The organism is Methylotuvimicrobium sp. (assembly GCF_050611805.1).
In the GTDB taxonomy this organism is placed as follows: Bacteria; Pseudomonadota; Gammaproteobacteria; order Methylococcales; family Methylomonadaceae; genus Methylotuvimicrobium.
In genome coordinates this window covers 47,231-70,791 of record NZ_JBNGHF010000008.1, presented here as the reverse complement: position 1 = coordinate 70,791, position 23,561 = coordinate 47,231, and the positions used below count along the sequence as shown (strand labels likewise).

Below are 23,561 nucleotides of genomic sequence, written 5' to 3'. Positions count from 1 at the left end.
TTACTCCCTGCCCGACAAAAACGGCACGAAATTGACCGACTCCAGGATTTCGACTTCGAACCCTGATGCGTTTCGCGTAACCCGTTGTAGCTCCTGTCCGCCGGCATGACCGATCGGAATCACCATCACGCCGCCGACAGCCAGTTGCCGTAGAAGCATTTCGGGAATTTCGGGCGGAGCCGCCGTTACCAAAATCCCATCGTAAGGAGCATGTTCCGGCCATCCCCAGCCGCCATCGCTGTGCAAATAGCTGATGTTTTTATGTTTCAAACTCCATACCAAATTTTTGGCTTTCTTCTGCAACGGCTGAATCCGTTCGACTGTATACACATAATCAACCAATTGCGACAACACCGCCGTCTGATAACCGCAACCTGTACCGATTTCCAGGACCTTGGCAAGCGGGCCTGATGCCAGAAGCAATTCGGTCATTTTAGCGACAATATAAGGCTGCGATATCGTCTGGTTATAACCGATCGGCAAAGCGGTATCTTCGTAGGCCCGACTAGCGAGCGCTTCATCGACGAACAAATGACGCGGAGTATTACGCAACGCATCGAGAATTTTATGATTGGTGATCCCCTGCTCCTTCAAACGCCCCACCATACGCTCCCGGGTTCGCATGGAAGTCATGCCTATTCCTTTTACATTAAGCATCATCATTATTATATTTCTCCTAAGGCAACCATTTTTCTAAAGCGCCTATACGTTCATAGCGTGTCAAATCGACTTGCAAGGGGCTAACCGAAACATAACCCGATTTAATCGCGTAAAAGTCGGTTCCCGGCCCCGCATCTTGTTCGACTCCTGGCGGCCCAACCCAGTAAATAGGTCTTTCTCGAGGATCGACACTTTTGACCACCGGCTCGGCTTTATGGCGTTGGCCCAAACGCGTTGCCTGAAATCCTTTAAGCTCGCTAAAAGGAATATCGGGTACATTGACATTCAAAATACTATCTTGAGGCAAAGGCTCTTCTATCAATCTTTGTAGTAATATAACCGCAACTTGCCCCGCCGTATCGAAATACCTCGGATTATTGCCGGCCAACGAAATCGCCACAGCCGGCAGGCCTAAAAACCGGCCTTCGGTCGCCGCCGCCACGGTGCCGGAATAGAGTACGTCATCGCCCAAATTGGAACCGTGATTGATTCCGGCAAATACCATATCAGGCTCTTGTGCCAACAAGCCGGTGATCGCTAAATGAACGCAATCGGTCGGCGTACCGTCTACTCTAATAAAACCGTTAGAGGTTTGGTAAGCTCTGAGCGGTCTTTCCAGAGTCAGTGAATTACTGGCCGCGCTACGGTTTCGGTCCGGCGCCACAACCGAAATTTCGGCATGAACGCTTAATGCACCCGCCAATGCATTCAGGCCTTCCGCCAGATAGCCGTCATCATTGCTCAACAAAATGTGCATTTTAAGTCGCCCCGCGCGCAAATAGTTTATAAAATCCCTAATATTAACAACTTATCGTATTTAAATCAGCTAACGTGAGAAAAAAAAGCCTAACACAAGAAGATCGGGATCTGTTTCGCCAAGCAGTTGGGAAAGTCATATCGATAGACAGCGACAAACTGCACCTGAGCACCACACCTAAACCCAAACCCATACCCGCTAAACGTTCAGTTGATAATGCTCAATCGCTTGACGAATCAATATTGGTCACTGAATTGCTAAGTCTCGAGGATAGCCTGAGCTTTTTAGGCCCCGGTTTACAAAAAAATGTTTTGCGAAAAATGCGGAAAGGGCGTTACGGACTCGATGCCGAAATCGACTTACACGGCCTGAGTAGCCACGAGGCAAAAAAGCAATTATTACGCTTTCTGCATAGCTGTGTGGAGGAAGGTTTCCGTTGCGTGTGTATCGTACATGGCAAGGGCTATCGCTCACCGGATAACCTACCGATTTTGAAAAACAGCCTCAATTTATGGCTTCGCCAACACCGGGATGTACAAGCCTTTTGTTCCGCGCCGCACAGAGAAGGCGGCACGGGGGCGGTTTTTGTTCTGCTGCGTTTAACGGATAAATACGACGAACAAGACGATGCCGAGCGCTAAACGATACCAAACGAAAGGAATCATGCCGATCCGATTCAGCAATTTCAAAAACCAACCGATTGTTAAGTAAGCAACGACACAGGAAACCGCCGCCCCGGTCGCCATAAAGTCCCACATGACTTCGATATCGGACTTGAACAATTCAAAAGCCTTTAGCATACCGGCCAATGCAATTACCGGAATCGACAGCAGAAACGAGAAACGAGCAGCTTGCTCGCGCTGTAAACCGGAAAACAAGCCGGCCGTGATCGTAATACCCGCACGGGAAGTGCCGGGAATCAATGCAATCGCTTGAAATACGCCGACCAGCAAAGCATCGAATAAAGTCACAACAGTCCGGCGCTCTTTAGCGAATTTTTCCGAAACCCACAGCAACATCGCGAAAACGATGGTCGAACTCGCAATAACCAGAGGCGATCTTAATGACTCTTCAAGCGAGTGAGGCATCAATAAGCCCGAAAGGCCCACCGGAATCGTGCCCAACACCACATACCAGGCTAAACGGGAATCGTCCGAAGCTCCATTGCCGGTGAACGAACCGAACCATGCCACAATGATCGTTAATAAATCTTTACGGTAATAGGCTACAACAGCCGTTAAGGTACCGACATGCACCGCAACATCGAATGCGAGCCCCTGATCCTCCCAACCCAAGATAACCGGCAATAAAATCAAATGCGCGGAACTCGAAATCGGTAAGAATTCAGTCAACCCCTGTAGCAAAGCCAACGCTGTGGCTTGAATAATATCCATGATTTAACTCTCTATTATTTCTCGAAGCAAAGCGGTCGCATAGCTACCCGCCGGTAAAGTAAATTTTAGTTGCAATCTGTCTAGCGAAATAAAACGCCACTCTAAATCTGACACACACATCCTAAGCGCCCTGCGAGCGCTTTCGAGGCCGCAGTTGGACAAACCGCGACCTATAAAATCGAAACGTTCTATAACTGCGGATTCGATCGCCCGAGCCTTACCGGCTACTTCGGAAGCCCCCTGCCCGCAAAGCACAGCGCTCGGGTGAATTTCGCACGCGTCGACCCTTTTAGAAATGGATTGATCGATTTGGTCGACTTTAAAAAACCCTCGGGAGCCGTCAACAATGAAAACATCACCATCGACCGGTTTATTCCAACTCTCTAGCTTGATTCTTTCAGCCAAAATATGATTGAACAAAAACGAACGTGCCGCCGATAAGTAAATACCGCGTTGTTCACGCTTAACCTTAGCGCCTTCGAATAGAGCCAGAGCTTTATTGACATTCTGTCCGAGATTTCCGAAGCGTTGCTCGCCGAAATAATTTGGCACACCGCAGGTCTTGATCCGACTCAACTGATCTTCAAGTCGCTTTTCGTCACCTTGCCAATCTCTAATCAATAGTTCGAAACGATTACCGGATAATATGCCGCGTTTCAATTTACGAGCATGACGTATTGACCGATGAACCGTAATCGTTTCCGATTCGAAACCGGACCATTGTGGCGCTTCCTTGCCCGGTAACCATACACTGAACCATTGCGTCGTAACGGCATGACGATCCTTCAAGCCGGCATATCCGATATCGCGCTGCCTAACGCCGGCAAAACGAGCCAGTTGTCTCGCCACAAACTCGGTATTTTCGCCTTTTTTCTCAATGAGCAGGAAAACATGCTCGCCTTCGCTTGAGGGTTCGAACGACAGCACTTCATTGACGATAAAGTCCTCGGGCTCAGTGCGGATCTTTCCGGTTCCAGATGGGCCTCCGTAAGCATAGGGCCACTGCGGTATTTCGATGTTTTTCAAGACTAGGAGGGATCCGTTGGTTTAACTATTGAAACTTGGATGATGTCGATCAGGCGGGTTCTTGCCGATGTATCCAAGGTAATTGCGGCAATTATCCGGCTTTGAGAAAATAATCTTTCATTCTAACGTTCATGAAGGCCCGGCAAATGAAAGTGCGTGGCGGAGGGTGCGGTCACTCGCCCGACAGGACGCCATGGATGGCGTGCATTAGGGCACCAACAGTAGGCGCTTTAGGCGATGCAGGGCAGAAAAATGCTCCTGCATTTTCTGCATTCATTACATCCATGTAACTCAGCAATTGCCGAGGAGCAAAAATTTGCCCTGCCGCCGATGCCTATCGATCAAGCAACCGCACCCTCTTCGGAACCGGTTTAACCATAAAGAACATGAAAAAATTTCAAGAAATCACCTAAATTTTCTTGCTAGCCTTTTTGGTGAGCGAAAGTTTTATACAAACGTATATCAAGTTATTGAACAACCTTCTTATTCTTCATGATCTTCATGGTGAAATGCTTTTTCTAGGTTTAAGGTTTGCCCTACTACAAGTTTGAACAATGCCTGTAGGACGGGTTTACAAATCCGGCTCTATCTGCGTCGCTCTACCTTTCAATCAATACGGCCGCCTGGACGGCAATGCCTTCTCCGCGGCCTTCAAAACCGAGCTTTTCGGTCGTGGTCGCCTTGACATTGATACAGTCGAGTTCGACCTTCAAATCTTCAGCAATATTACGGCACATCCCCTCGATATGTGGTGCCATTTTCGGCGCTTGGGCAATAATCGTAATATCGGCATTGACGAGAAAATAACCTTTATTTTGCACAATCTGATAAACATGGCGAAGCAATACGCGGCTATCGGCTCCTTTGAAACTTGGATCGGTATCGGGAAAGTGCTTACCGATATCGCCTAACGCGGCCGCGCCCAAAAGCGCATCAGACAAAGCATGCAGCACGACGTCTCCGTCCGAATGCGCGTCGAGACCTTTTTCATAAGGAATCTTCACGCCACCCAAAATAACGTCTCCACCTTCCTTGAAACGATGCACATCGTAACCTTGACCGACTCTGATCATTGTTGTTGCCTGCTCATTGTTGCTGTTCCAAATAAAATTGCGCTAAGGGTAAGTCTTCGGGTCGGGTAATCTTGATATTGTCGGGACGTCCTTCGACGATCTTGGGTTGAAAGCCGAGCAATTCGAGCGCACTCGCCTCATCGGTCACGGCCGGATTGCCGACCGACGCTTCAAGCGCCTGTTTCAACTGGCCGTAGCGAAACATCTGCGGCGTCAACGCGCGCCAAATATGCGTTCTGTCCAAGGTTCCGACAATACTGCCGCCTTGGACGTTTTTTAGCGTATCATGCGACGATAGCGCCAAAATTCCGCCTATTTCGTCATCTTGCAATGAGTCAATCAGAAACCGAATATCGGCGGTGGTAATACAAGGTCTCGCCGCATCGTGAACCAACACCCAATCTTGTTCAGATGCTGATCCGGATATCGCCTGTAACGCAGAAAGCACTGAATCCGAACGCTCCTTGCCACCCGGCGCGGTCTGCACATACTCATTTTTCGAAATCACCAGTTCCGGCCAATACGGATCTTCGATAGAAATCGCAACCGAAATCGCAGTAAAAATTTCGGCTTGCAACAAACGCGTCAATGTATGTTCCAAGACAGTTTTGCCTACTAATTCGAGATATTGTTTGGGGCGGTCGGCCTGCATGCGTTTGCCGACACCGGCAGCCGGAACTACCGCCCATATGGATCGGGTATTTGTCATCGATAAGGTAAAAATCTATGCTTGTCTATGGGATCCTACGGTGGACCGCTCATCGTTATGAATAACTGGTAACCATCATTATGGTATCTGAGCCTTTGTGACCTCGATACCATTAACATTCACTGGCAACCCGGGCTTCGATTCGACATCGCGATCAAGGGGGGCGCTCCCACAGACAGAATGTCGTAGACTGGGTTGAGCATCAGCGATACCCAGCGTTCCTTGCATTGTAAAGTCGGAGCTCACATTGCTGATCCCATTCCAGCCGATCTGCCCTACTCCAGAACCTGAAAAAAAGTCTCGCCTTCCTTAATCATCCCTAATTCATAGCGGGCTCTTTCCTCGATCGCCTCTTGTCCTTTTCTCAAATCCAGAACTTCGCCGTAAAGGGCCGCATTGCGTTCCTTTTTTTCCTGAACTTGCATCGCGAGCTCATCCAATCGGCTTTGATATTGATTGATCTGAACAATGCCGCCGTCGCCGAACCAAAGGCGATACTGCAAATGCACGATGATCGCAATCAGTACCGCGACGAAAATCTTGAAATTATTCATTGAGCGGGCCATCCTGAATCCGGGCGGCGACAGTGCCGCCCCTTTTCAGACAAATCAGAGCATTTTGAATGCACTGCGACCCGCGTATTTCGCCTGAGAACCCAATTCGTCCTCGATCTTCATTAAACGATTGTATTTGGCAACACGATCGGAACGACTCAGAGATCCTGTTTTGATCTGACCGGTTCCAGTCGCGACGACTAGATCGGCAATCGTCGTATCTTCGGTTTCACCGGATCGATGCGAAACGACGGCGCTATAACCGGCGGCTTGCGCGGTATGAATCGCATCGAGCGTTTCGGTCAAGGTACCGATTTGATTAACCTTGATCAAAATCGAATTGGCGATGCCTTTTTCTATGCCTTCTTTCAGAGTTTTAGGGTTAGTCACGAACAGATCGTCACCGACCAATTGAATCATACCCCCCAACTTCTCGGTATGAATTTTCCAACCGGCCCAATCGTTTTGATCCAGACCGTCTTCGATCGAGATGATCGGATATTTTTTGACCCACTCGACAAAGAAATCGGTCATTTCTTCCGACGTGAAGCTCCGGTTTTCCGCGGATAATACATATTTGCCATCTTTATAATATTCGGAGCTGGCCGCATCCATACCCAGATAGATATCTTGCCCTGCTTTGTAACCTGCTTTTTCGATCGCTTCGAGGATGACTTCGATCGCTTCTTCGTTCGAAGATAGATTCGGAGCAAAACCGCCTTCGTCGCCGACCGTAGTTGCCAAACCTTTACCTTTCAGTACTTTCGCGAGGTTGTGGAATACTTCCGCGCCGTAACGAATCGCTTCACGGAAGTTCGGCGCGCCGACCGGCAGAATCATGAATTCTTGCAAATCGACGCTGTTGTCGGCGTGCGAACCGCCATTGATGATATTCATCATCGGCACCGGCATGATAAATTCGCTACTGGTGTTCATATAATTGTACAAAGGCAGGCCCGCGTCTTTCGCTTCGGCATGCGCGGCCGCCATTGAAACCGACAGAATCGCGTTAGCGCCTAAACGGCCTTTGTTCTCGGTACCATCCAGTTCGATCATCTTTTGGTCGATAGCAGACTGATCGCCTGCGTCCATGCCAAGGATCGCGGAACGAATTTCAGTATTGACGTTATTAACGGCTTTCAACACGCCTTTACCTAGATAGCGTGATTTATCACCGTCACGCAATTCGATAGCCTCACGTTCGCCTGTCGATGCGCCGGAAGGCACCATGGCGCTACCGATAAAACCTGAAGACAGAACCACATCTGTTTCAATCGTCGGATTACCGCGTGAATCCAAAATTTCTCTTGCACGAATGTCTACTATTTCAGCCATTAGGGTTCCTTATAAAGTTGTTTCGATCAAACTGCTTGCTTTCACAGCTTGATCCAAGGTGATTAAAATTTTAAGTAATTCTTTGATGCGGTGCATAGGCCAAGAATTAGGACCATCGCTAAGTGCCTCGGCCGGATTCGGATGCGTTTCCATAAATAGCCCTGAAACGCCGACCGCTACTGCCGCTCTTGCCAGTACCGGAACGAATTCACGTTGCCCGCCGGAACAAGAACCTTGCCCGCCCGGCAATTGCACCGAATGCGTCGCATCGAACACGACCGGACAACCTGTATCTCGCATAACGGCCAGCGAGCGCATATCCGATACCAGGTTGTTATAGCCGAACGACACACCGCGTTCGCAAACCATGATCTGCTGATTGCCGGTCGCTTTGGCTTTGTTTGCCACATTGGCCATGTCCCAGGGAGCCAAGAACTGGCCTTTTTTAATATTGACCGGTATACCTAACTCGGCAACGCTTTGAATAAAATTAGTCTGCCTACATAAAAATGCCGGCGTCTGCACGACATCAACCACTTCGGCGACTTCTTTCAGCGGAGTATCTTCATGAACGTCAGTCAATACCGGCACACCGATTTGCTGCTTGACCTTTTGCAGAATGGCCAAACCCCGCTCAAAACCGAGGCCTCGAAAACTTTCCAGCGAAGAACGATTCGCTTTATCGAAAGACGATTTATAGATGAACGGAATACCCAATTCAGCCGTGATTTCTTTCAGGAAACCCGCAGTTTCCATAGCCAGTTCCTCACTTTCGATCACGCAAGGGCCTGCGATCAAAAACAATGGCTTATCGAGCCCTACTTCAAAGTTGCATAATTTCATTTCTCGGTTTCCTTTTTATGAAGAGCGGCCGCGGCAACAAAACCGGAAAATAACGGATGGCCTTTACGCGGCGCCGAATTAAATTCCGGATGAAATTGGCAAGCCAAAAACCAGGGGTGCTCCGGAATTTCGATGACTTCGACCAAGCGCCCGTCGATCGATTTGCCTGAGAAGCGCATGCCGTTTTGCTCAAGCCTTTCAAAATATTTATTATTAAACTCGTAACGGTGCCGATGACGCTCTCTAATCACTTCCTTCTGATAAAGCTCGTAAGCTAACGAGCCAATTTGCAAACGGCATTTTTGCCCGCCCAAACGCATCGTGCCGCCTAAGTCGGAATTTGCACTTCGAACCTCCACCTGTCCTTCCGCATCCATCCATTCGGTAATTAAGCCTATTACCGGATGCGGGGAATCGGGTAGAAACTCGGTACTGTGCGCGCCCTCCAGATTGGCGACATTGCGAGCAAACTCGATAACCGCCACCTGCATGCCTAAACAAATCCCTAAATAAGGGATCTTATTTTCCCGAGCATACCTAACTGTCGCAATCTTACCTTCGACACCTCGCTCGCCAAAACCGCCGGGAACCAAAATCGCATCAACGGGCTTCAAAGCCGAAACACCTTCCTCCTCGATCATTTCCGAATCGATATATTCAATCTTTACCTTATTTCGGGTTTTAATGCCGGCATGAATCAATGCTTCATGCAATGATTTATAAGCATCGGAATGATCGACATATTTTCCGACGATCGCAATCGACACTTCATTGAGCGGATGAGTTAGACCTTCGATCACATTTTCCCATTCGGTCAAATCAGCTTTAGGGACATCCAAGCGAAGTTTTTCGACAACAATATCGTCCAACCCCTGCTCATGCAGCAGCAAAGGAATACGATAAATCGAATCAGCATCGATCGCGGAAATAACAGCTCTCTCAGCAACATTCGTAAACAACGCAATTTTACGACGTTCGATTGCCGGAATCGGTTGTTCGGAACGACAAATCAAGATATCCGGCTGAATTCCGATTGTCCTAAGTTCTTTAACAGAATGTTGGGTCGGTTTGGTTTTGATCTCACCGGCCGACTTGATATAGGGAACTAGCGTCAAGTGAATGAAAAGCGCGCGATCCCTACCCAATTCAACATACATTTGCCGGATCGCCTCCAGAAAAGGCAGCGATTCGATGTCGCCGACCGTGCCGCCAACTTCGATAATCGCGACATCCATGCCTATGGCACTGAGTTCGATTCGACGCTTGATTTCATCGGTAATATGCGGAATAACTTGAACGGTCGCGCCTAAATAATCGCCTTTGCGTTCTTTGCGCAATACATTTTCATAAATTTGACCGGTCGTGAAATTGTTCTTCTTGGTCATTGTGGTTTTAATAAACCGCTCGTAATGACCTAGGTCGAGATCGGTTTCAGCGCCATCCTCGGTGACGAATACCTCGCCATGTTGAAAAGGACTCATCGTTCCGGGATCGACGTTGATGTAAGGGTCCAGTTTTGTCATCGTCACTTTCAGCCCACGCGCTTCAAGAATGGCAGCCAACGACGATGCGGCAATGCCTTTACCCAACGAGGAAACAACACCACCGGTAATGAAAATAAATTTGGTCATGTAAGAAATAAAAATTTCGGGAGACGGCTTTCAAATAGCCAAGATTAAAATTTATCTATTTTAATCGACTAAGACACATTCGTCATGGCCTTTCCGGTTTTTATTTTTTTGCGACCGAATTAGCCGAATACATCCTGGCTTGTTTTTGCAATAAAATTCGGAACCGATCCAAAGATCGGCAATTGCCGCCAAGCGCCCGTCTAAATAGATTAATGGAATATAAGGCCTTTCCCAAGGCGGAATCCCTGCGTCCTGATAAAGATTTTTCAAGCGATGCCGCCCTTCTCGATTCGGCAAAGCAATTTTTTCCCCGCCGCTACGAAACCTAACGTCGATATGCGACCTAAGCCAAATCGATTGATCAATTCCGGAGTGGTCATAAGCAATTTTCAGTTCCGTACCGTCAGGCAAGTCAAGAGGGGCATCGCTATTCGACCATACAACGCCTTGTTCCGGTAAAATAACGGTTTGCTGCGGCACACAAAACAAGCTATTCCGGAAACGGCGTATCGTATGTTTTTGATTCGGCAACTGCGGATCGCTAAGCGGCGACTGAATCATGGACAAAATACGCAACACAAAGGCACGGGGCGGCATTTTTAGCCCCAAACGCGCGAACCATTGCCGAACAATTAATGCTTGTTCCGTCACATCAAGCTTTACCAAAGCCGGTATCGATAGCGTTGCATCCTTTGCTTGATAGACCTGCTTGAATTGATCGCCAGCTAATTTACTCAACAGTTCAGAGGCTTCCGCGCAATGAACCGCTGAACGAGAGACTGTTTTATCAATGGACGGCCAACGTTGCTTGAGTAAAGGAACAATTTCATTGCGTAAAAAATTACGATCGAAGTCAATGCCTTGATTACTGGGATCTTCAATAAAATTGAAATCATGTTGCCGGGCGTATTGGTCGATGACTTGTTTTGGTGTATTCAATAAGGGCCTCAACAGCACTCCCTTGCCAAAGACCATCATTTCAGGCATGCCCGAGAGCCCTTGCAAACCGGCACCTCGAAACAATTGCAATAAAACGGTTTCCAATTGATCCTCTCGGTGCTGAGCCACCATCAAAACGTCGTTTTCCGAAAGCAAAGCCTTTAAGGCGTCATACCGCGCATTCCTGGCCGCTTCCTCGGGGCTTTCGCGCCCGGCGCTTCGCGCATCGACATGAATTTCGACAAAATCAACACCCAATTGCTTAGCGACCGACCGGCAATGACTTGGCCAAGCATCGCCTACCGCTTGCAAACCGTGATGTATATGAACCGCGGTAATTTTATTTTGTAGAGAAGATATCGAAGCACAAAGATGTAACAACACATGCGAATCTACACCGCCGCTATAGGCAATATAAACTTGTTGCGGCGATTTTAATTTTTGCAGGCCTAATTCAACGACTCGCGATTCTAGTTGAAGCATTTAAGATACCAATTATGAGCTAATATTTAGGCGCAGGATCGACAACATTCTTGACACTTAACCATTGCCGATTTCCCCCCAGCGTTTCATACGCAAATGCCGAAATTACATGCCTGACAGGTAAAATCACACAAAGAGCAGCGCGCCATTTTAATAACAAACTTTGTCAAGTTATTTTACAATTTCAGCCGCACTAAATCCTGATCCTCTTTGAGCCTAGGCCTTAACAACAATCTATTCGCTCCGCCAACAAAACATCGAAGTAAAAATGATATCTCAGCACGTTAAAATATGTAAAACCATCTTATCAATTAGTCATAGCTCATTTAAAAGCAGTCACTTACAGACTATAAACTGCACTTAATTGTCAATATTTTTTACAAAAGAAAGATTTTTGCGATTAAAACAATGACCATACTGCTCACAACGTTTTGATTATAATAATTTTCTAATATTTGGTATAAGTATTGCTTTTTATAATAAAGGTCGTAGAAACTTTCATGATGAAACGATTCGGAGCCATTGTAGTAAAATTGAACACATATCGAGAAAAGAATTTAGCTTTTCTTAATGGAAATGTAATATTTTAGTAGTATCGTCAGTATCGTGAAGTAGATATCAGTTTTTTTGTGAAAGTACAATGCCGGCTCCGAAGAGGATGCCGTTGCTCGATCGACAGGCGTCGGCGGCAGGGCAGATTTTTGCTCCTGCAAAATCTGCATTCATGCCATCCATGGCAATCAGTCGCCGCCGTCGAGCCTACATGGACGTATTCACGGCGTCCTGTCGGGCGAGTGACCGCATCCTCCGCCACGCCTCGAACTTTCATTTGCCGGGGCGATGAAGGCTTCTTCATGATCGTTACTATTGAAATTGACTAAATCGAACTTTACGAAAAACGTGTTTGGCGGATTCTTTACGCGAGTACGCCAAACACAGCAGAGAAATTTTTAAGAGAAAGCCTCACCCGTTGTAAAGCGGGGCCGGAAAGTTACGGATCTTTAATATTTTAAAGATGGCCGGACTACCTTAAATTGTTAGTGAGATTTTTAATGTCATGCATCTTTTTGTTGCAACCATTATTTCAAAGTCAATATTGCTCTTTGACTAATTTGGCCTAGCTTTTTCACCATGTAATTTTTTGACTTTACTCTTAATCACAAGGAGTTTTTTTCATGTTTAGAATAACCAAGTTTGTTTTAATATCATTTATTTATCTTTTTACGGGGAGTGCGCAAGCAAGCCTAGTCACCTTATACGGCAATTCTGTTTCGTTTGAATTTGATAGTACGCTTACCGGTTTATTCGGTTCAGCTAATGTTTCAGGCGACACTTTATACTTTACCCCAACAGCATTCACCGCTACCGCCTTGAATACTGCCGGCGTCGACATGACCAACGATACCGTTAACATCAAAGTCCAAGCATTGAACCCACAACATCAAATAAATACCGTTTCAGTTATTGAAAAAGGCGATTATTTTAGTTTTGGCAATTCAACTCTTGTTGGAGTAGGAGGTCAAGTTCGCGCTTTCGATATTGAAAATCCATCCTTTGACACTACCGAAAGTATCGTTGCTAATGATGCATTTACTCAAACTGCGTTCTTGCAAACCAATAACTGGCAGGCAGATACCATTTTAGATACCACTTCTTTCAATAGCGGATATCTGAATATCACAATCCAAAATCTTCTAGGTGCTATAAGCACAACACTTGGAGAAGCGGCTTTCATTGAAAAAAAATATGTTGGCCTAAACGTCACAGCAGTCCCATTACCGGCAAGCATCTGGTTACTAGGTGCCGCTTTGGTTGGCCTTATTTCTTCTACAAAACGCAGACAAACAATCTAATTGCTCAAGCGTTAGCGGGAGCAAATTCGCTTCCGCTTTTCTTGAAACGACCCCTTCAAAATAAACCGCCTGCCATAACTCAATGCCGAACTGACCTTCTGTTGGATTAGGCGCCTCGTTGAGCTGAACTACCATCGGCAGCAAGAATACCTGCCATCGCCAAAAAAAATCTCATACCTTTTAATCTAAGAAACGTGAAATAACGCTCGGACAAAACAACATAAAAGAGCTATTGTTCGACTTAAAGCGAAGCAATAAAGAAGCATACAATTGATTTTAAAAGACTAAAATTAGTTTATATAATTCCACTAAGCGCTCATACTTCACGAGGGTTTTACCATGGACATTTCACCAACAAACAGCGCATTGAACCTCATCAACGGCGCACAACATAAATCAGCCGAAGCGGCTCACAAAATTGCTGCATTACCGATAAAAAACGATGAAGTAGGCAGCTCCGAATTCAAGTCTGAAGACATTATTAAACCGGTACTCAGCTTAAAAGAAGCTGAATTCGAAACATCTGCCGCCGTTAAAATTCTCGAAACCGAGAAAAAAACGATAGGAAGTCTTTTAGATATTAAGGCTTAAATCCGGCTTCAGAGCAAAAAATGATTTTCAACCGAGAAACTAAATCTTAGTTTACAGCCTTCTTCGGTCGTATCGCTGGATGTCGGGTGCGCTATATTATCCGATAACGCCCATTCCCCGACCCGACGCCATTCACCTCTCCCCGCTAACAATTTACCCAAAGCCATCAACCCGAAACTAGGCAACTAACAATCTACCCGAACCTCGAAACCAAGCGCTCTGATCTCGCCCGCAAAATGTCGCATGAGTTCCGGTGACAACGGCTTCATTTTAGCCGCTTCCGGCTGCATCGATGGGCGCGCAATTGTATAAAGCATAATTTTACCAATCGCCACACCATCGTTCTTGATTCTTTTTAAAAATTGCAAATACGCGTTTTTTTCCACGTCGGTCAATCCCTGCCCGGAATAATCGACTAGGCAAGTTTGAATTTTAGTCTGACAGATTGCGGCCGAAATCTTTAGATTTCTTAATGCCGACTCCATCGTTTGCGCTGCGTTATTAATTAAATTACGCCCCGCATCAGTCGCGCTATCAAACTTGAACCAAACTTCTCCCCCATAGCGATGCAATGACCGAAGCCCGACCTGAACCTTCGTCTGGTGCATTAAACTGCCATTGCTAATCAGAACTAAATTGCTATTCGGCAGCACCCCCATTTCAGTGGCAATACTGCCGATCAAGTTGACAGCCTTATCGAAATCCTGAACGCTGGTCGGCTCGCCATTTCCCGAAATCGCAATATCTTTGATTACTCGATTACGGGGGTCGACTTGAAATCGGTCAAAAAAATCGCCATGCAAAACATCGCTCAGAAACTGCCTCAATTCTTTTTCCAATAATGAAAAATCGAGCAGTGGCGCTGCACCCAACGTTAAATCGGGTACTTGACAATAAATACATCGCCAGTTGCAAGCATTGTTGATATTAAAATTTACACCGATCGACAAGCCTCCGGAACGTCTTGAGAGAACGGGATAAATATAAGTTAATCCGGCTGAATCCCTACTATGATCGGTTATTGTTAATCGTGTTGAATTTGTCACAGCCTTAAGAATGAGAGTCAAATGTGCTATTCTAGTCGCTCAAAATCTTTCCCTGTAACATTTTTATTAAGGAGATTATTATGAGCGAAAGAATTATCATGCGTACCGGTGAGGCATTGGTAGCGGGCGGTCCTCCCGGAACCGCGGCGGAACCGGAAATCGTCATCGGCGAACTGGACGGACCGGTCGGTACGGCCCTCGCCACTCTGACAGGGGACCAAGTCAAAGGTCATAGCCGGGTTTTCGCAATTTTGAATACCGATATTCAAGTCCGCCCCGTGACTTTAATGGTCAGCAAGGTCACTGTTAACAATAGCCGCTACACCAACATATTAATGGGTACCGTTCAGGCCGCTATCGCTAATGGTGTACTTGATGCAGTTCGCGCGGGAGATATTCCGAAAGAAAAAGCGAACGATTTGGGAATCATCTGCTCGGTATGGCTCAACCCTAGTGTGGCGACCGACGATAATCTGGACCATCAAATACTTTTCGACATCCACCGCAAAGCCATGGCACAAGCCATCCATAAGGCCATGACCAATACCCCGGATATCGATTGGCTGTTGGAAAATCAAGATAAAATCACTCACAAATATTTCCAAATGGGCCTTGACGGAAAAATTTAAATGGTTCGAGGGTTGCCCCGACATCAGCTTTAAAATCTTGATTTTTAGTTTGGCGGTTTCAGTCGCGATATTCGCGACTGAAACCACTACAAAATAAACTAGATTTCCTCTAACAATCGATAAACTAATTCCTTTATATTTTTCGGTTCGAACGGCTTATCACAAATCGCAGAAACTCCGGCCTGCTGAATTTTATTGAGCGTTGCTTGGTTCGACTCACTGGTTACCATTAATATCGGAATCGAGCTATTTTCCATATTGGCTCGTATCGCCTCGATCAATTCCTGACCGTCCATTTCCGGCATATTGTAATCCGTCACAATCAAGTCGAAGGCATCCGGCGACTCGGCGAATATTGCCAATGCGTCCGTCCCGTCGTTTGCCAACGTTACGCGCTGTATCCCCATATTGTTGAGTACTTTGGTAATATGCTTACGTGCCGGCGCACTGTCGTCGACCAACAAAACCCTAACAGCCTCGATATCATAAGAATCCAATTCCAATTCCTCCGGATCGACAAACTCGACCGAAGCGCGTAATGCCCTTTTCAAATCGGCATGATCGAACGGTTTGGGTAAAATTGCCACAACGCCGGCTTGACGTATCGGCTCCAGCGCCACTCGACTAGTTTCGCTGGAAATTAGCATGCACTGCATATCCTGAAAGTCGTCCGATTCCTTAATTCGGGTAAATAACTCGGTCGCCGTGGTATCTGGTAAGTACATACTGCTAATCAGCAAGTCCGGTTGGTAATTGCTGATAGCCTCCAATGCCTCCTCGCCCGAAGAGACGCCATTAATATACTTGACGCCTTCTTCCTGCAAATGCTTCACAATGAGTTTCAATTGCGGAACTGAAGGCTCGATCAGGACAATGGCCAAGTCCGAAATAGTTAATTTATGCATGATTTAATCGATGGATTAGAAAAGCGAAAACGATCGTACTCAAAAATTAATTCGAACTGAAAATCCCAATCGCCGGCCATTACTTAAAATCAACGGACCCGAGCTAGGGTGTCGAAATTTACCGATTTCCATGTCGGATAGAATGACTGCTTTATGGATTTTGAGAAAATAACTAGGACCTTATAGCCTATGATGATCAACAAATTCGTAACTCTTCAGTCCCCCGGCAATTATCGTTCCCATGCTCTGCGTGGGAACGATAGCGGGATGTGAATAATTACACAAATTCCAAGACAGCTTGAACGCCGCTGGGTGCGCATCGGGCGCCTTTTCAAAAATATTTTGAGTCTAAAAAGCGGGAACACGGCGATTAGCTAAAAGCGGCTTTTTTCGACAGCCTAGACCCGAGCGCCTTAATCGTCCTGCCGATAATTATCAATAAACCCGTCCCGATTCGGCATGACGACAGCCGGCAACGATCGCGCATTCATTTCGCCGTCCGGCCCGATAATACGATTGAGATAAAGCAAATAGGCGGTTACCGCATAGACTTGATCATCGGTCAGCGACCCAGGATTCGATAACGGCATGGAGCGTCGCGTAAAATCGAAAAGAGTCGTCGCATACGGCCAATAAGTTCCGATCGTTTTATCCGGCGGATCGTCGATTAATGAATGTTCGGCGCCGGCCAGCTCCTCGGCGCTACCGCCACGTCCTTCCGGACCATGACAACCGATGCAATGCGCCCGGTAAACGACCTCACCTTCGCGAGCGGTCCCTCGCCCTAACGGCAAACCCGCCCCATCGGGAAAAACATCTCTATTCCATTGTTTCAACATCGCCGGCGGCGCCTGAATACCCAATCCGGGACCGATCAGCTCTTCGGCTACAACCATATTAGCCGAGCCGAGGCTAAAGCATAGCAGACTCTTAAAGATAGACATGACTAATCTCACCCGCTTCCGTAATGGCCCAACTCACAATAGCATTATAATGAAAATAACCATGCCGGCCGCGCTTTGCGATCAACTCGGAACGTTCCGGCTGAACCTCACCGGTTTCGTCGAACGCCCGACTTTTGAGCACAACGTCTTGCCCCTGCCATCGCCAAGGAATCCGGAATCGCGTGAAACACTGCGGCAATACCGGCTCTTGTAACTCGGCCTCGGCCCAACTCTTACCTCCATCGGCGGATACTTCGACTTTCGCGATTTTACCGCGACCGCTCCACGCCAAGCCGCTGATCTGGTACAAACCGTGCCGATCGAGTCGGTGCCCGAATGATGGATGGGTAATCACCGACTTCGGCTCCATCACGAAGCTAAATTGCCGCGCCTTACCCGAAGGCAACAATTCGGTGTATTTAGCGGTTTCGTTACGAGCCATGACAGGTTTAGCCGCAAGGTTTAATCGCCTGAGCCATTTGACATTGAGCACCCCTTCCCACCCCGGAACCAACAGCCGCAACGGATAACCGTTCTCGGGCCTCAGTCGTTCGCCGTTTTGATATAAGGCCAGTAAACAATCGTCGAGCGCTTTGTCGAGCGGCAAACTGATATTCATCATCGACGCATCGCTTCCTTCGGCGACGATCCATTTTGCACGGCCTTTAATACCGGCCTCCTGAAGGACGACACTCAAGGGCACGCCGGTCCATTCGCTGCATGAAGCCATGCCATGAAAATAGCCGACTTGGGTTTGTATCGGCTCGCTCCGCCAACCGGCATTGCTATTGCCGCCGCATTCAATGAAACATAAACGGGATTGCATCGGATATTGCAATAAATCCGATACCGAAAACGTCAGAGAACGCTTGACTAAACCATGTATCAACAAGCGATGCCGCACAGGATCGATTGCCGGCACACCGTTGTGATGGCGCTCGAAATGTAAGCCGCTTGGCGTAACAATACCCTCGAGTTCGTGCAGCGGTGTCCACGAAACGCCATTACCCGGTGCATCGTCGTTGGCCATAATCCAACGAATCACCTTTTTTTCATAGTCGGATGGCAACCCGTAATTAGAAAAAGGCTTACCCGGTTGTTTCGTCCACGATTCACGCTCGAATCCGGCCTTTGCGGTCTGTGAATTTATCGCACCCCAAGTCGCGGCGGTAAAAATCAAACCTTGCTTTAAAAACAGACGCCGATCCAGCAAACCGCCGCCCGCAGCTTCAATTTCGGCACTGGGTTGAACGGCATTTAACAATTGCTTAGGCATCGACCGGTACGGATTTTTTAAAACGTTTCCGGGCCCAAATACCTTGCGCGATAAATCCCAAATAAATCGAGGCAACCATAATGAATGCTTCGGGGTTGCCCAACCCCAAGCCCGCAACAGCAGGCCCCGGACAATAACCGCTCATCCCCCAGCCGATACCGAAAATCATCGCCCCGAACAAAAGAGGTTTGTCCACGGACTTTTTCCGGGCGACATGAAATTCCTCTGCCCATATCGGTCTAGTACGTTTTAAGATAAAACGAAACGTAATAACGGAAACGGCCAAAGCTCCCATCATCACGAAGGCCAAACTCGGATCCCAGCGTCCTGCGACATCGAGAAAACTCAAAACCTTGTTCGGGTCGGTCATTTGCGATAACGATAAACCGAACCCGAACAACGTACCGCTCAATAAAGCCGCTAAACAATGCTTCATACCCCGACTCCCACAATATGCCTGATACAATAGACCGTGACGACACCGCTGATCATGAAAATCAAAGTCGCCGTTATCGAGCGCAACGATCCGTTGGCGATACCGCAAATACCATGACCGCTCGTGCATCCGCTACCCATGCGAGTACCGAAACCGACTAGAAAACCGCCCACAGCCAACAGCCCATAAGGATAGTCGGAACGCGGCGTGAAAAACCCGGGATTGAACCAATTAAACAGTAAAGCGCCTAAGACCAGGCCGATTAAAAAATTGAACCGCCAAAGCCACTCCGACTTCGAGGAATTGAGTAAACGATGCATGATGCCGCTAACCCCGGCCATGCGACCATTTAGCCATAACAGCAAGGTGGCGGCCAAACCGATTAATGTTCCGCCGAGAAAAGCCGAGAACGGTGTAAAATTTTCCACAAAGAATTCCTGAATAATTTTGAAATTTAAAAAATAACCCTTATATACCCTTTACTAGTCAAATTTCGGCGTCGGGGTGCCCGTCAAAGGACGCCGTGAACCCAGCACCTAAATTATCCAAGATAGTTAACCATAGCCAATGGACTATGGTATTTAGGTGCTGGGTGAATACGTCCATGTAGGCTCTATGACAGCATCCATGCTGCCAAAGCCTTTGCAAGCGCCATGGATGGCGTGAATGTCGATTTTGCAGTAGCAAAAATCGACCGAACACCCCGACGCCTCCATGCGCTAATGCCGAAATTTGAAGTGCGATAGGTATATACACACGTAGGAAAGTGCATTTTATTGTTTTTTGAGAAAAGTCTTAAAAGCTACCCGCTAATATTAACGCTCGAGGATTCAGTCAACAAGGCAAAAACATATTGGCCAAAGAAACTTTCAACCCAAAATGAACAGTTGGCATGTAATTATTCAGTCCCCGGAAATTATCGTTCCCACGCTCCGGCGTGGGAACGCCTGAGTACCGCTCCAGCGGTACGAGACGCTAGAGCGTCTCGGTCTTCATTCCCACGCCGGAGCGTAGGAACGATAGGGGGGTGTGAATAATTACGTTGGCATGTGTTGTAGACCGTTCGTACTGAGCCAAGTCGAAGCATGAACGGTCTACAACACTTTCACCGCATTGGTGAAGTCTCAAACTACCCTTCACCGCTTCGACAGGGCTCTCCTGAGCGTAGCCGAAGGGCTCAGGGCGAACGGTAGTTGAAGCTCTCAAATACTCTTTTTAGGTTTAAACTTTTACAAATTTCCTTACGCGCCCTGAACAACAGACAAGAAGGTTAAATTTATGAATAAAAAATATTTTTTACCGTTACTACTGTTAATTATCACGCTGCCCCCTCTCTCATTCGCGCAAACGGGCGGTATCGAAAATCTTAGGCAAACCAGTAAAGCGTTTGCGTCGGTCGCGCGGCAAACCTCTCCTTCGGTTGTCTTTATCCAAGTGGAAAGTTCCCGTGAAGGCCTCGCGCAAGCCCCCTTTACAACGCCATTCGGCGACGAATGGCCTTTCGGCGATGATTTTTTCCGGCATTTTTTTGGCGATGAATTTCCCGGAACGCCAAGACGCCCGGGGCCGACCCCTGCACCACAACAACGGCCGCCCGCGATAGGACAAGGTTCCGGCTTCGTTTTCGCGTCGAAGCGAGGCTTGTTGAGCGAAACCTCCTATATCATCACGAACAATCATGTCGTTGCGAATGCCGACAAAATTCGCGTGACATTCCAAGATGGGCGGGAATTCGACGCCAAGATTACCGGCACCGATCCTAAATCGGATATCGCCGTCATTGAAATCAAAGCCGGAAACTTGCCGGCCTTGCCGCTGGGCGACTCAACAAAACTGGAAGTCGGCGAATGGGTCGTGGCCATCGGCAATCCGTTCGGCTTGAGCCATACGTTGACCGTCGGGGTCGTAAGCGCCAAGGGCAGAACCAGCCTCGGCATCAGTGATTATGAAGACTTCATTCAAACCGATGCCGCGATCAATCCCGGTAATTCCGGCGGCCCGCTCGTCAACCTGGATGGTGAAGCAATCGGCATCAATACCGCGATTTTCAGCCGGAGCGGCGGTCATATGGGTGTAGGCTTCGCAATCCCGATAAATCTGGCAAAATCGATCGCTGACCAATTGATCGAACGAGGCGAAGTCACGCGCGGCTATTTAGGCGTCGTGATTCAGCCATTGACGCAGGAATTGGCCGAGTCCTTCAACTTGACTACGCATCAAGGCATTTTAATCGCACAGGTCACCGATGATTCGCCGGCAGCAAAGGCAGGCCTCAAAGCCGGCGACATCGTGACCCAATACCAAGGCCGGCCAGTCAACGATATCGGCGATTTCAGAAACCGTGTCGCGCTAACAGCGCCCGGCAAAAGCGCCAAAGTCACGATCTTGCGCGATGGAAAATCGCGCACAATCGACATAAAAATCGAAAAACTCGGCGATCAACCAATTGTAGCAGCACAAGCGCCCACCCAAAGCACCGAAGAACTGGGCTTGACCGTGCAGACTGTAACTAAAGAACTGGCGCGGCAATTTAATGCAACTCCCGGCCAAGGCGTCATCGTCACCGAAGTCAAGCCGGGCGCGATTGCCGCAATGGCCGGCATACGCCCCGGCACTGTAATCCTGGAAGTCGACCGCAAACCGGTCAATTCCGCCAACGAATTCAATCGCGCCGTCAACCGAAGCAAAGATAACAAGCGGGTCTTGTTACTGATCAGCGATCGCGGCATGTCCCGCTATGTCGTCTTGCAGTGGCGCTAAACGCATTCGTGTACTTCGCGGCCCAATTGCTTTTCTACTCCCTTTATAGTCAAAAATTAGATAACTTTATGAAGGTATGGGGTGTGGCTAGCGAGGATGTCGGCAGCAGGGATCGCTGCCGTCAAGCCGCCATGGATGGGTTTACCCAGCACCTAAATTCCATAGTCCATTGGCTATGGTTAACTATCTGAGATAATTTAGGTGCTGGGTGAACGGCGGTCCTCGATAGACACATCCCATACCTTTTATTCTTAGACGGTTTTTCAATCAAAAGAGAGTAGGTTTAATGATTTTCCAAACTCATTCAATTAAATGACTCAACAAGATACACGACTGCAACTCGACCGCGACCATATCTGGCACCCCTACACATCAATGACAGCACCGACGCCGGTTTATCATGTCGCCAGTGCTTCCGGCGTCATGCTTAAACTGGGCGACGGCCGCGAATTGATCGACGGGATGTCGTCTTGGTGGTCGGCAATACACGGTTACAATCACTCCAAACTCAATCAAGCGGCCACGAAACAATTACAATCGATGGCCCATGTGATGTTCGGCGGCATTACGCATACGCCGGCAATCGAATTGGTCGAGCGTCTATTGAAAATTACACCCGAGGGCTTGAACAAGGTGTTTCTTTGTGATTCCGGATCGGTCAGCGTCGAAGTCGCATTGAAGATGGCCATTCAATATTGGCAAGCGCTCGGCAAACCCGAAAAAAACCGATTCGTGGCGCTTCGGGGTGGTTATCACGGCGATACCTTCGGTGCGATGTCGGTCTGCGACCCGGTTACCGGTATGCATCATTTGTTCAACCCCGTATTACCTCAACACTATTTCGCGCAACGGCCGGCTTGCCGTTTCGGCGAACCTTGGAACTCGTCTGATATCGACTCGTTGGAAGCTATTTTATCGAAGCATGGCGAGTCCTGCGCGGCAGTCATTCTCGAACCGATCGTACAAGGCGCGGGCGGCATGTGGTTTTATCATCCCGACTATCTGAAATCGGTAAGCGCCTTATGCAAAAAATATGACGTATTGCTGATCGCCGATGAAATCGCGACCGGCTTCGGCCGTACCGGCAAACTGTTCGCTTGCGAACATGCCGGCATTTCGCCCGATATTTTATGCCTCGGCAAAGCCTTGACCGGCGGATATTTGACGCTGGCCGCTACATTAACGACCGACAAAGTTGCAGGAGCGATTTCGGATGGACCGGCCGGCTGTTTCATGCACGGCCCGACATTCATGGGCAATCCGCTGGCCTGCAGCATCGCATCGGCAAGCATCGACTTATTATTCGAGTCGAATTGGCAAAGCCAGGTCGCGGCCATAGAGGCCGGACTCAAAAAGGGCTTGGAACCGTGCTGCAACCTGGCTAGCGTTAACGATGTCAGAGTGCTCGGCGCTATTGGTGTCGTCGAAATGAAAGACCCTGTGTGCCTATCCGAGATTCAAGACCGTCTGGTTAAACACGGCGTTTGGCTGAGGCCGTTCGGGCGCTTAATTTATACGATGCCGCCTTATATAATCGACGAACGCCAATTGCAAAAATTAACCGCGGCGATTTTTGAAACCCTACAACTAACGGATCATTAAGCGTTATACTTCGCGGGGTGAAGCGTAGGTCGGGTTAGCGCTACCGACTTCTACCGGCGAGTATAAACAGCTTAGCCCGGATGGAACCCAGCGCAATCCGGGAAGTTCGAAGCCA

23 protein-coding genes and 1 riboswitch are annotated in these 23,561 nt (G+C 48.0%); of the genes, 6 read left to right on the top strand and 17 right to left on the bottom strand.

Annotation, left to right across the window (positions count from 1 at the left end; translation table 11 throughout):
* Positions 1-660: a protein-L-isoaspartate(D-aspartate) O-methyltransferase gene (locus tag ACRJJO_RS06045; protein WP_431065031.1), complete on the bottom strand. Its 660-nt coding sequence runs from the start codon at positions 658-660 to the stop codon at positions 1-3.
* Positions 661-676: 16 nt separating this feature from the next.
* Complete coding sequence (gene surE, locus ACRJJO_RS06040) at positions 677-1,417, bottom strand: 5'/3'-nucleotidase SurE (RefSeq protein WP_431064989.1); 741 nt, start codon at positions 1,415-1,417, stop codon at positions 677-679.
* Between the two features lie 74 nt (positions 1,418-1,491).
* Between surE and ACRJJO_RS06035 the strand changes: the two genes are divergently transcribed.
* A complete protein-coding gene (locus ACRJJO_RS06035) occupies positions 1,492-2,058 on the top strand; it encodes a Smr/MutS family protein (RefSeq protein WP_431064988.1) in 567 nt (188 codons plus the stop codon).
* Here ACRJJO_RS06035 and ACRJJO_RS06030 read toward each other — a convergent pair.
* From ACRJJO_RS06030 to tilS, 9 genes are all read right to left on the bottom strand, one after another.
* Positions 2,017-2,811, bottom strand: a complete 795-nt coding sequence (locus ACRJJO_RS06030) for an undecaprenyl-diphosphate phosphatase (RefSeq protein ID WP_431064987.1) — start codon at positions 2,809-2,811, stop codon at positions 2,017-2,019. The two genes, ACRJJO_RS06035 and ACRJJO_RS06030, sit on opposite strands and share 42 nt — an antisense overlap.
* 3 nt (positions 2,812-2,814) lie before the next feature.
* On the bottom strand, positions 2,815-3,837 hold the full coding sequence (gene truD / locus ACRJJO_RS06025; protein ID WP_431064986.1) for a tRNA pseudouridine(13) synthase TruD: 1,023 nt from the start codon (positions 3,835-3,837) through the stop codon (positions 2,815-2,817).
* 599 nt (positions 3,838-4,436) lie between these two features.
* Positions 4,437-4,910: a 2-C-methyl-D-erythritol 2,4-cyclodiphosphate synthase gene (ispF, locus tag ACRJJO_RS06020; protein ID WP_404355423.1), complete on the bottom strand. Its 474-nt coding sequence runs from the start codon at positions 4,908-4,910 to the stop codon at positions 4,437-4,439.
* A 13-nt stretch (positions 4,911-4,923) separates the two neighbouring features.
* The gene (ispD, locus tag ACRJJO_RS06015) at positions 4,924-5,619 is read right to left on the bottom strand and encodes a 2-C-methyl-D-erythritol 4-phosphate cytidylyltransferase (protein ID WP_431064985.1); all 696 of its coding nucleotides are present in this window, start codon (positions 5,617-5,619) and stop codon (positions 4,924-4,926) included.
* A gap of 275 nt (positions 5,620-5,894) precedes the next feature.
* Positions 5,895-6,173 (bottom strand): cell division protein FtsB, encoded by a 279-nt coding sequence (gene ftsB / locus ACRJJO_RS06010; RefSeq protein WP_431064984.1) that lies wholly within the window; start codon positions 6,171-6,173, stop codon positions 5,895-5,897.
* 54 nt (positions 6,174-6,227) lie between these two features.
* Positions 6,228-7,508: a phosphopyruvate hydratase gene (gene eno / locus ACRJJO_RS06005; RefSeq protein WP_431064983.1), complete on the bottom strand. Its 1,281-nt coding sequence runs from the start codon at positions 7,506-7,508 to the stop codon at positions 6,228-6,230.
* 9 nt (positions 7,509-7,517) lie between these two features.
* Positions 7,518-8,351: a 3-deoxy-8-phosphooctulonate synthase gene (gene kdsA, locus ACRJJO_RS06000; RefSeq protein ID WP_431064982.1), complete on the bottom strand. Its 834-nt coding sequence runs from the start codon at positions 8,349-8,351 to the stop codon at positions 7,518-7,520.
* Positions 8,348-9,982, bottom strand: coding sequence for a CTP synthase (locus ACRJJO_RS05995; protein WP_404355431.1), 1,635 nt, complete (start codon positions 9,980-9,982; stop codon positions 8,348-8,350). The genes kdsA and ACRJJO_RS05995 overlap by 4 nt, the downstream gene beginning before the upstream one ends.
* Positions 9,983-10,042: 60 nt before the next feature.
* Positions 10,043-11,404: a tRNA lysidine(34) synthetase TilS gene (gene tilS / locus ACRJJO_RS05990; protein WP_431064981.1), complete on the bottom strand. Its 1,362-nt coding sequence runs from the start codon at positions 11,402-11,404 to the stop codon at positions 10,043-10,045.
* 950 nt (positions 11,405-12,354) lie between these two features.
* Positions 12,355-12,436, top strand: a riboswitch (cyclic di-GMP riboswitch).
* Between the two features lie 143 nt (positions 12,437-12,579).
* On the opposite strand from tilS, the gene ACRJJO_RS05985 reads away from it, so the two are divergent.
* Positions 12,580-13,257 carry a VPLPA-CTERM sorting domain-containing protein gene (locus tag ACRJJO_RS05985; protein ID WP_431064980.1) on the top strand — a complete coding sequence of 226 codons (678 nt, stop codon included), beginning with the start codon at positions 12,580-12,582 and terminating at the stop codon, positions 13,255-13,257.
* Between the two features lie 339 nt (positions 13,258-13,596).
* On the top strand, positions 13,597-13,848 hold the full coding sequence (locus ACRJJO_RS05980) for a hypothetical protein (RefSeq protein WP_125219000.1): 252 nt from the start codon (positions 13,597-13,599) through the stop codon (positions 13,846-13,848).
* Positions 13,849-14,033: 185 nt separating this feature from the next.
* On the opposite strand, the gene ACRJJO_RS05975 is transcribed toward ACRJJO_RS05980, so the two are convergent.
* The gene (locus ACRJJO_RS05975; RefSeq protein WP_431064979.1) at positions 14,034-14,894 is read right to left on the bottom strand and encodes a radical SAM protein; all 861 of its coding nucleotides are present in this window, start codon (positions 14,892-14,894) and stop codon (positions 14,034-14,036) included.
* Positions 14,895-14,974: 80 nt separating this feature from the next.
* Between ACRJJO_RS05975 and fae the strand changes: the two genes are divergently transcribed.
* Positions 14,975-15,523 carry a formaldehyde-activating enzyme gene (gene fae, locus ACRJJO_RS05970; RefSeq protein WP_431064978.1) on the top strand — a complete coding sequence of 183 codons (549 nt, stop codon included), beginning with the start codon at positions 14,975-14,977 and terminating at the stop codon, positions 15,521-15,523.
* Positions 15,524-15,621: 98 nt separating this feature from the next.
* Here the strand turns inward: fae and ACRJJO_RS05965 are convergent, their stop codons facing one another.
* From ACRJJO_RS05965 to ACRJJO_RS05945, 5 genes are all read right to left on the bottom strand, one after another.
* Positions 15,622-16,428 carry a response regulator gene (locus tag ACRJJO_RS05965; protein WP_404355439.1) on the bottom strand — a complete coding sequence of 269 codons (807 nt, stop codon included), beginning with the start codon at positions 16,426-16,428 and terminating at the stop codon, positions 15,622-15,624.
* A 413-nt stretch (positions 16,429-16,841) separates the two neighbouring features.
* Complete coding sequence (locus ACRJJO_RS05960) at positions 16,842-17,372, bottom strand: c-type cytochrome (protein WP_431064977.1); 531 nt, start codon at positions 17,370-17,372, stop codon at positions 16,842-16,844.
* A complete protein-coding gene (gene soxC / locus ACRJJO_RS05955; RefSeq protein ID WP_431064976.1) occupies positions 17,359-18,648 on the bottom strand; it encodes a sulfite dehydrogenase in 1,290 nt (429 codons plus the stop codon). Before soxC ends, ACRJJO_RS05960 begins: the two co-directional genes overlap by 14 nt.
* Entirely contained in the window at positions 18,641-19,084 is a 444-nt protein-coding gene (locus ACRJJO_RS05950; RefSeq protein ID WP_431064975.1) for a DUF6691 family protein, read from the bottom strand. The genes soxC and ACRJJO_RS05950 overlap by 8 nt, the downstream gene beginning before the upstream one ends.
* Complete coding sequence (locus ACRJJO_RS05945) at positions 19,081-19,512, bottom strand: YeeE/YedE family protein (protein ID WP_431064974.1); 432 nt, start codon at positions 19,510-19,512, stop codon at positions 19,081-19,083. The genes ACRJJO_RS05950 and ACRJJO_RS05945 overlap by 4 nt, the downstream gene beginning before the upstream one ends.
* Positions 19,513-20,362: 850 nt before the next feature.
* Between ACRJJO_RS05945 and ACRJJO_RS05940 the strand changes: the two genes are divergently transcribed.
* Together ACRJJO_RS05940 and bioA are read left to right on the top strand one after the other, a co-directional pair.
* Complete coding sequence (locus ACRJJO_RS05940; RefSeq protein ID WP_431064973.1) at positions 20,363-21,844, top strand: DegQ family serine endoprotease; 1,482 nt, start codon at positions 20,363-20,365, stop codon at positions 21,842-21,844.
* A 312-nt stretch (positions 21,845-22,156) separates the two neighbouring features.
* Positions 22,157-23,446 carry an adenosylmethionine--8-amino-7-oxononanoate transaminase gene (gene bioA / locus ACRJJO_RS05935; protein WP_431064972.1) on the top strand — a complete coding sequence of 430 codons (1,290 nt, stop codon included), beginning with the start codon at positions 22,157-22,159 and terminating at the stop codon, positions 23,444-23,446.
* The last annotated feature ends 115 nt before the right edge of the window (positions 23,447-23,561 follow it).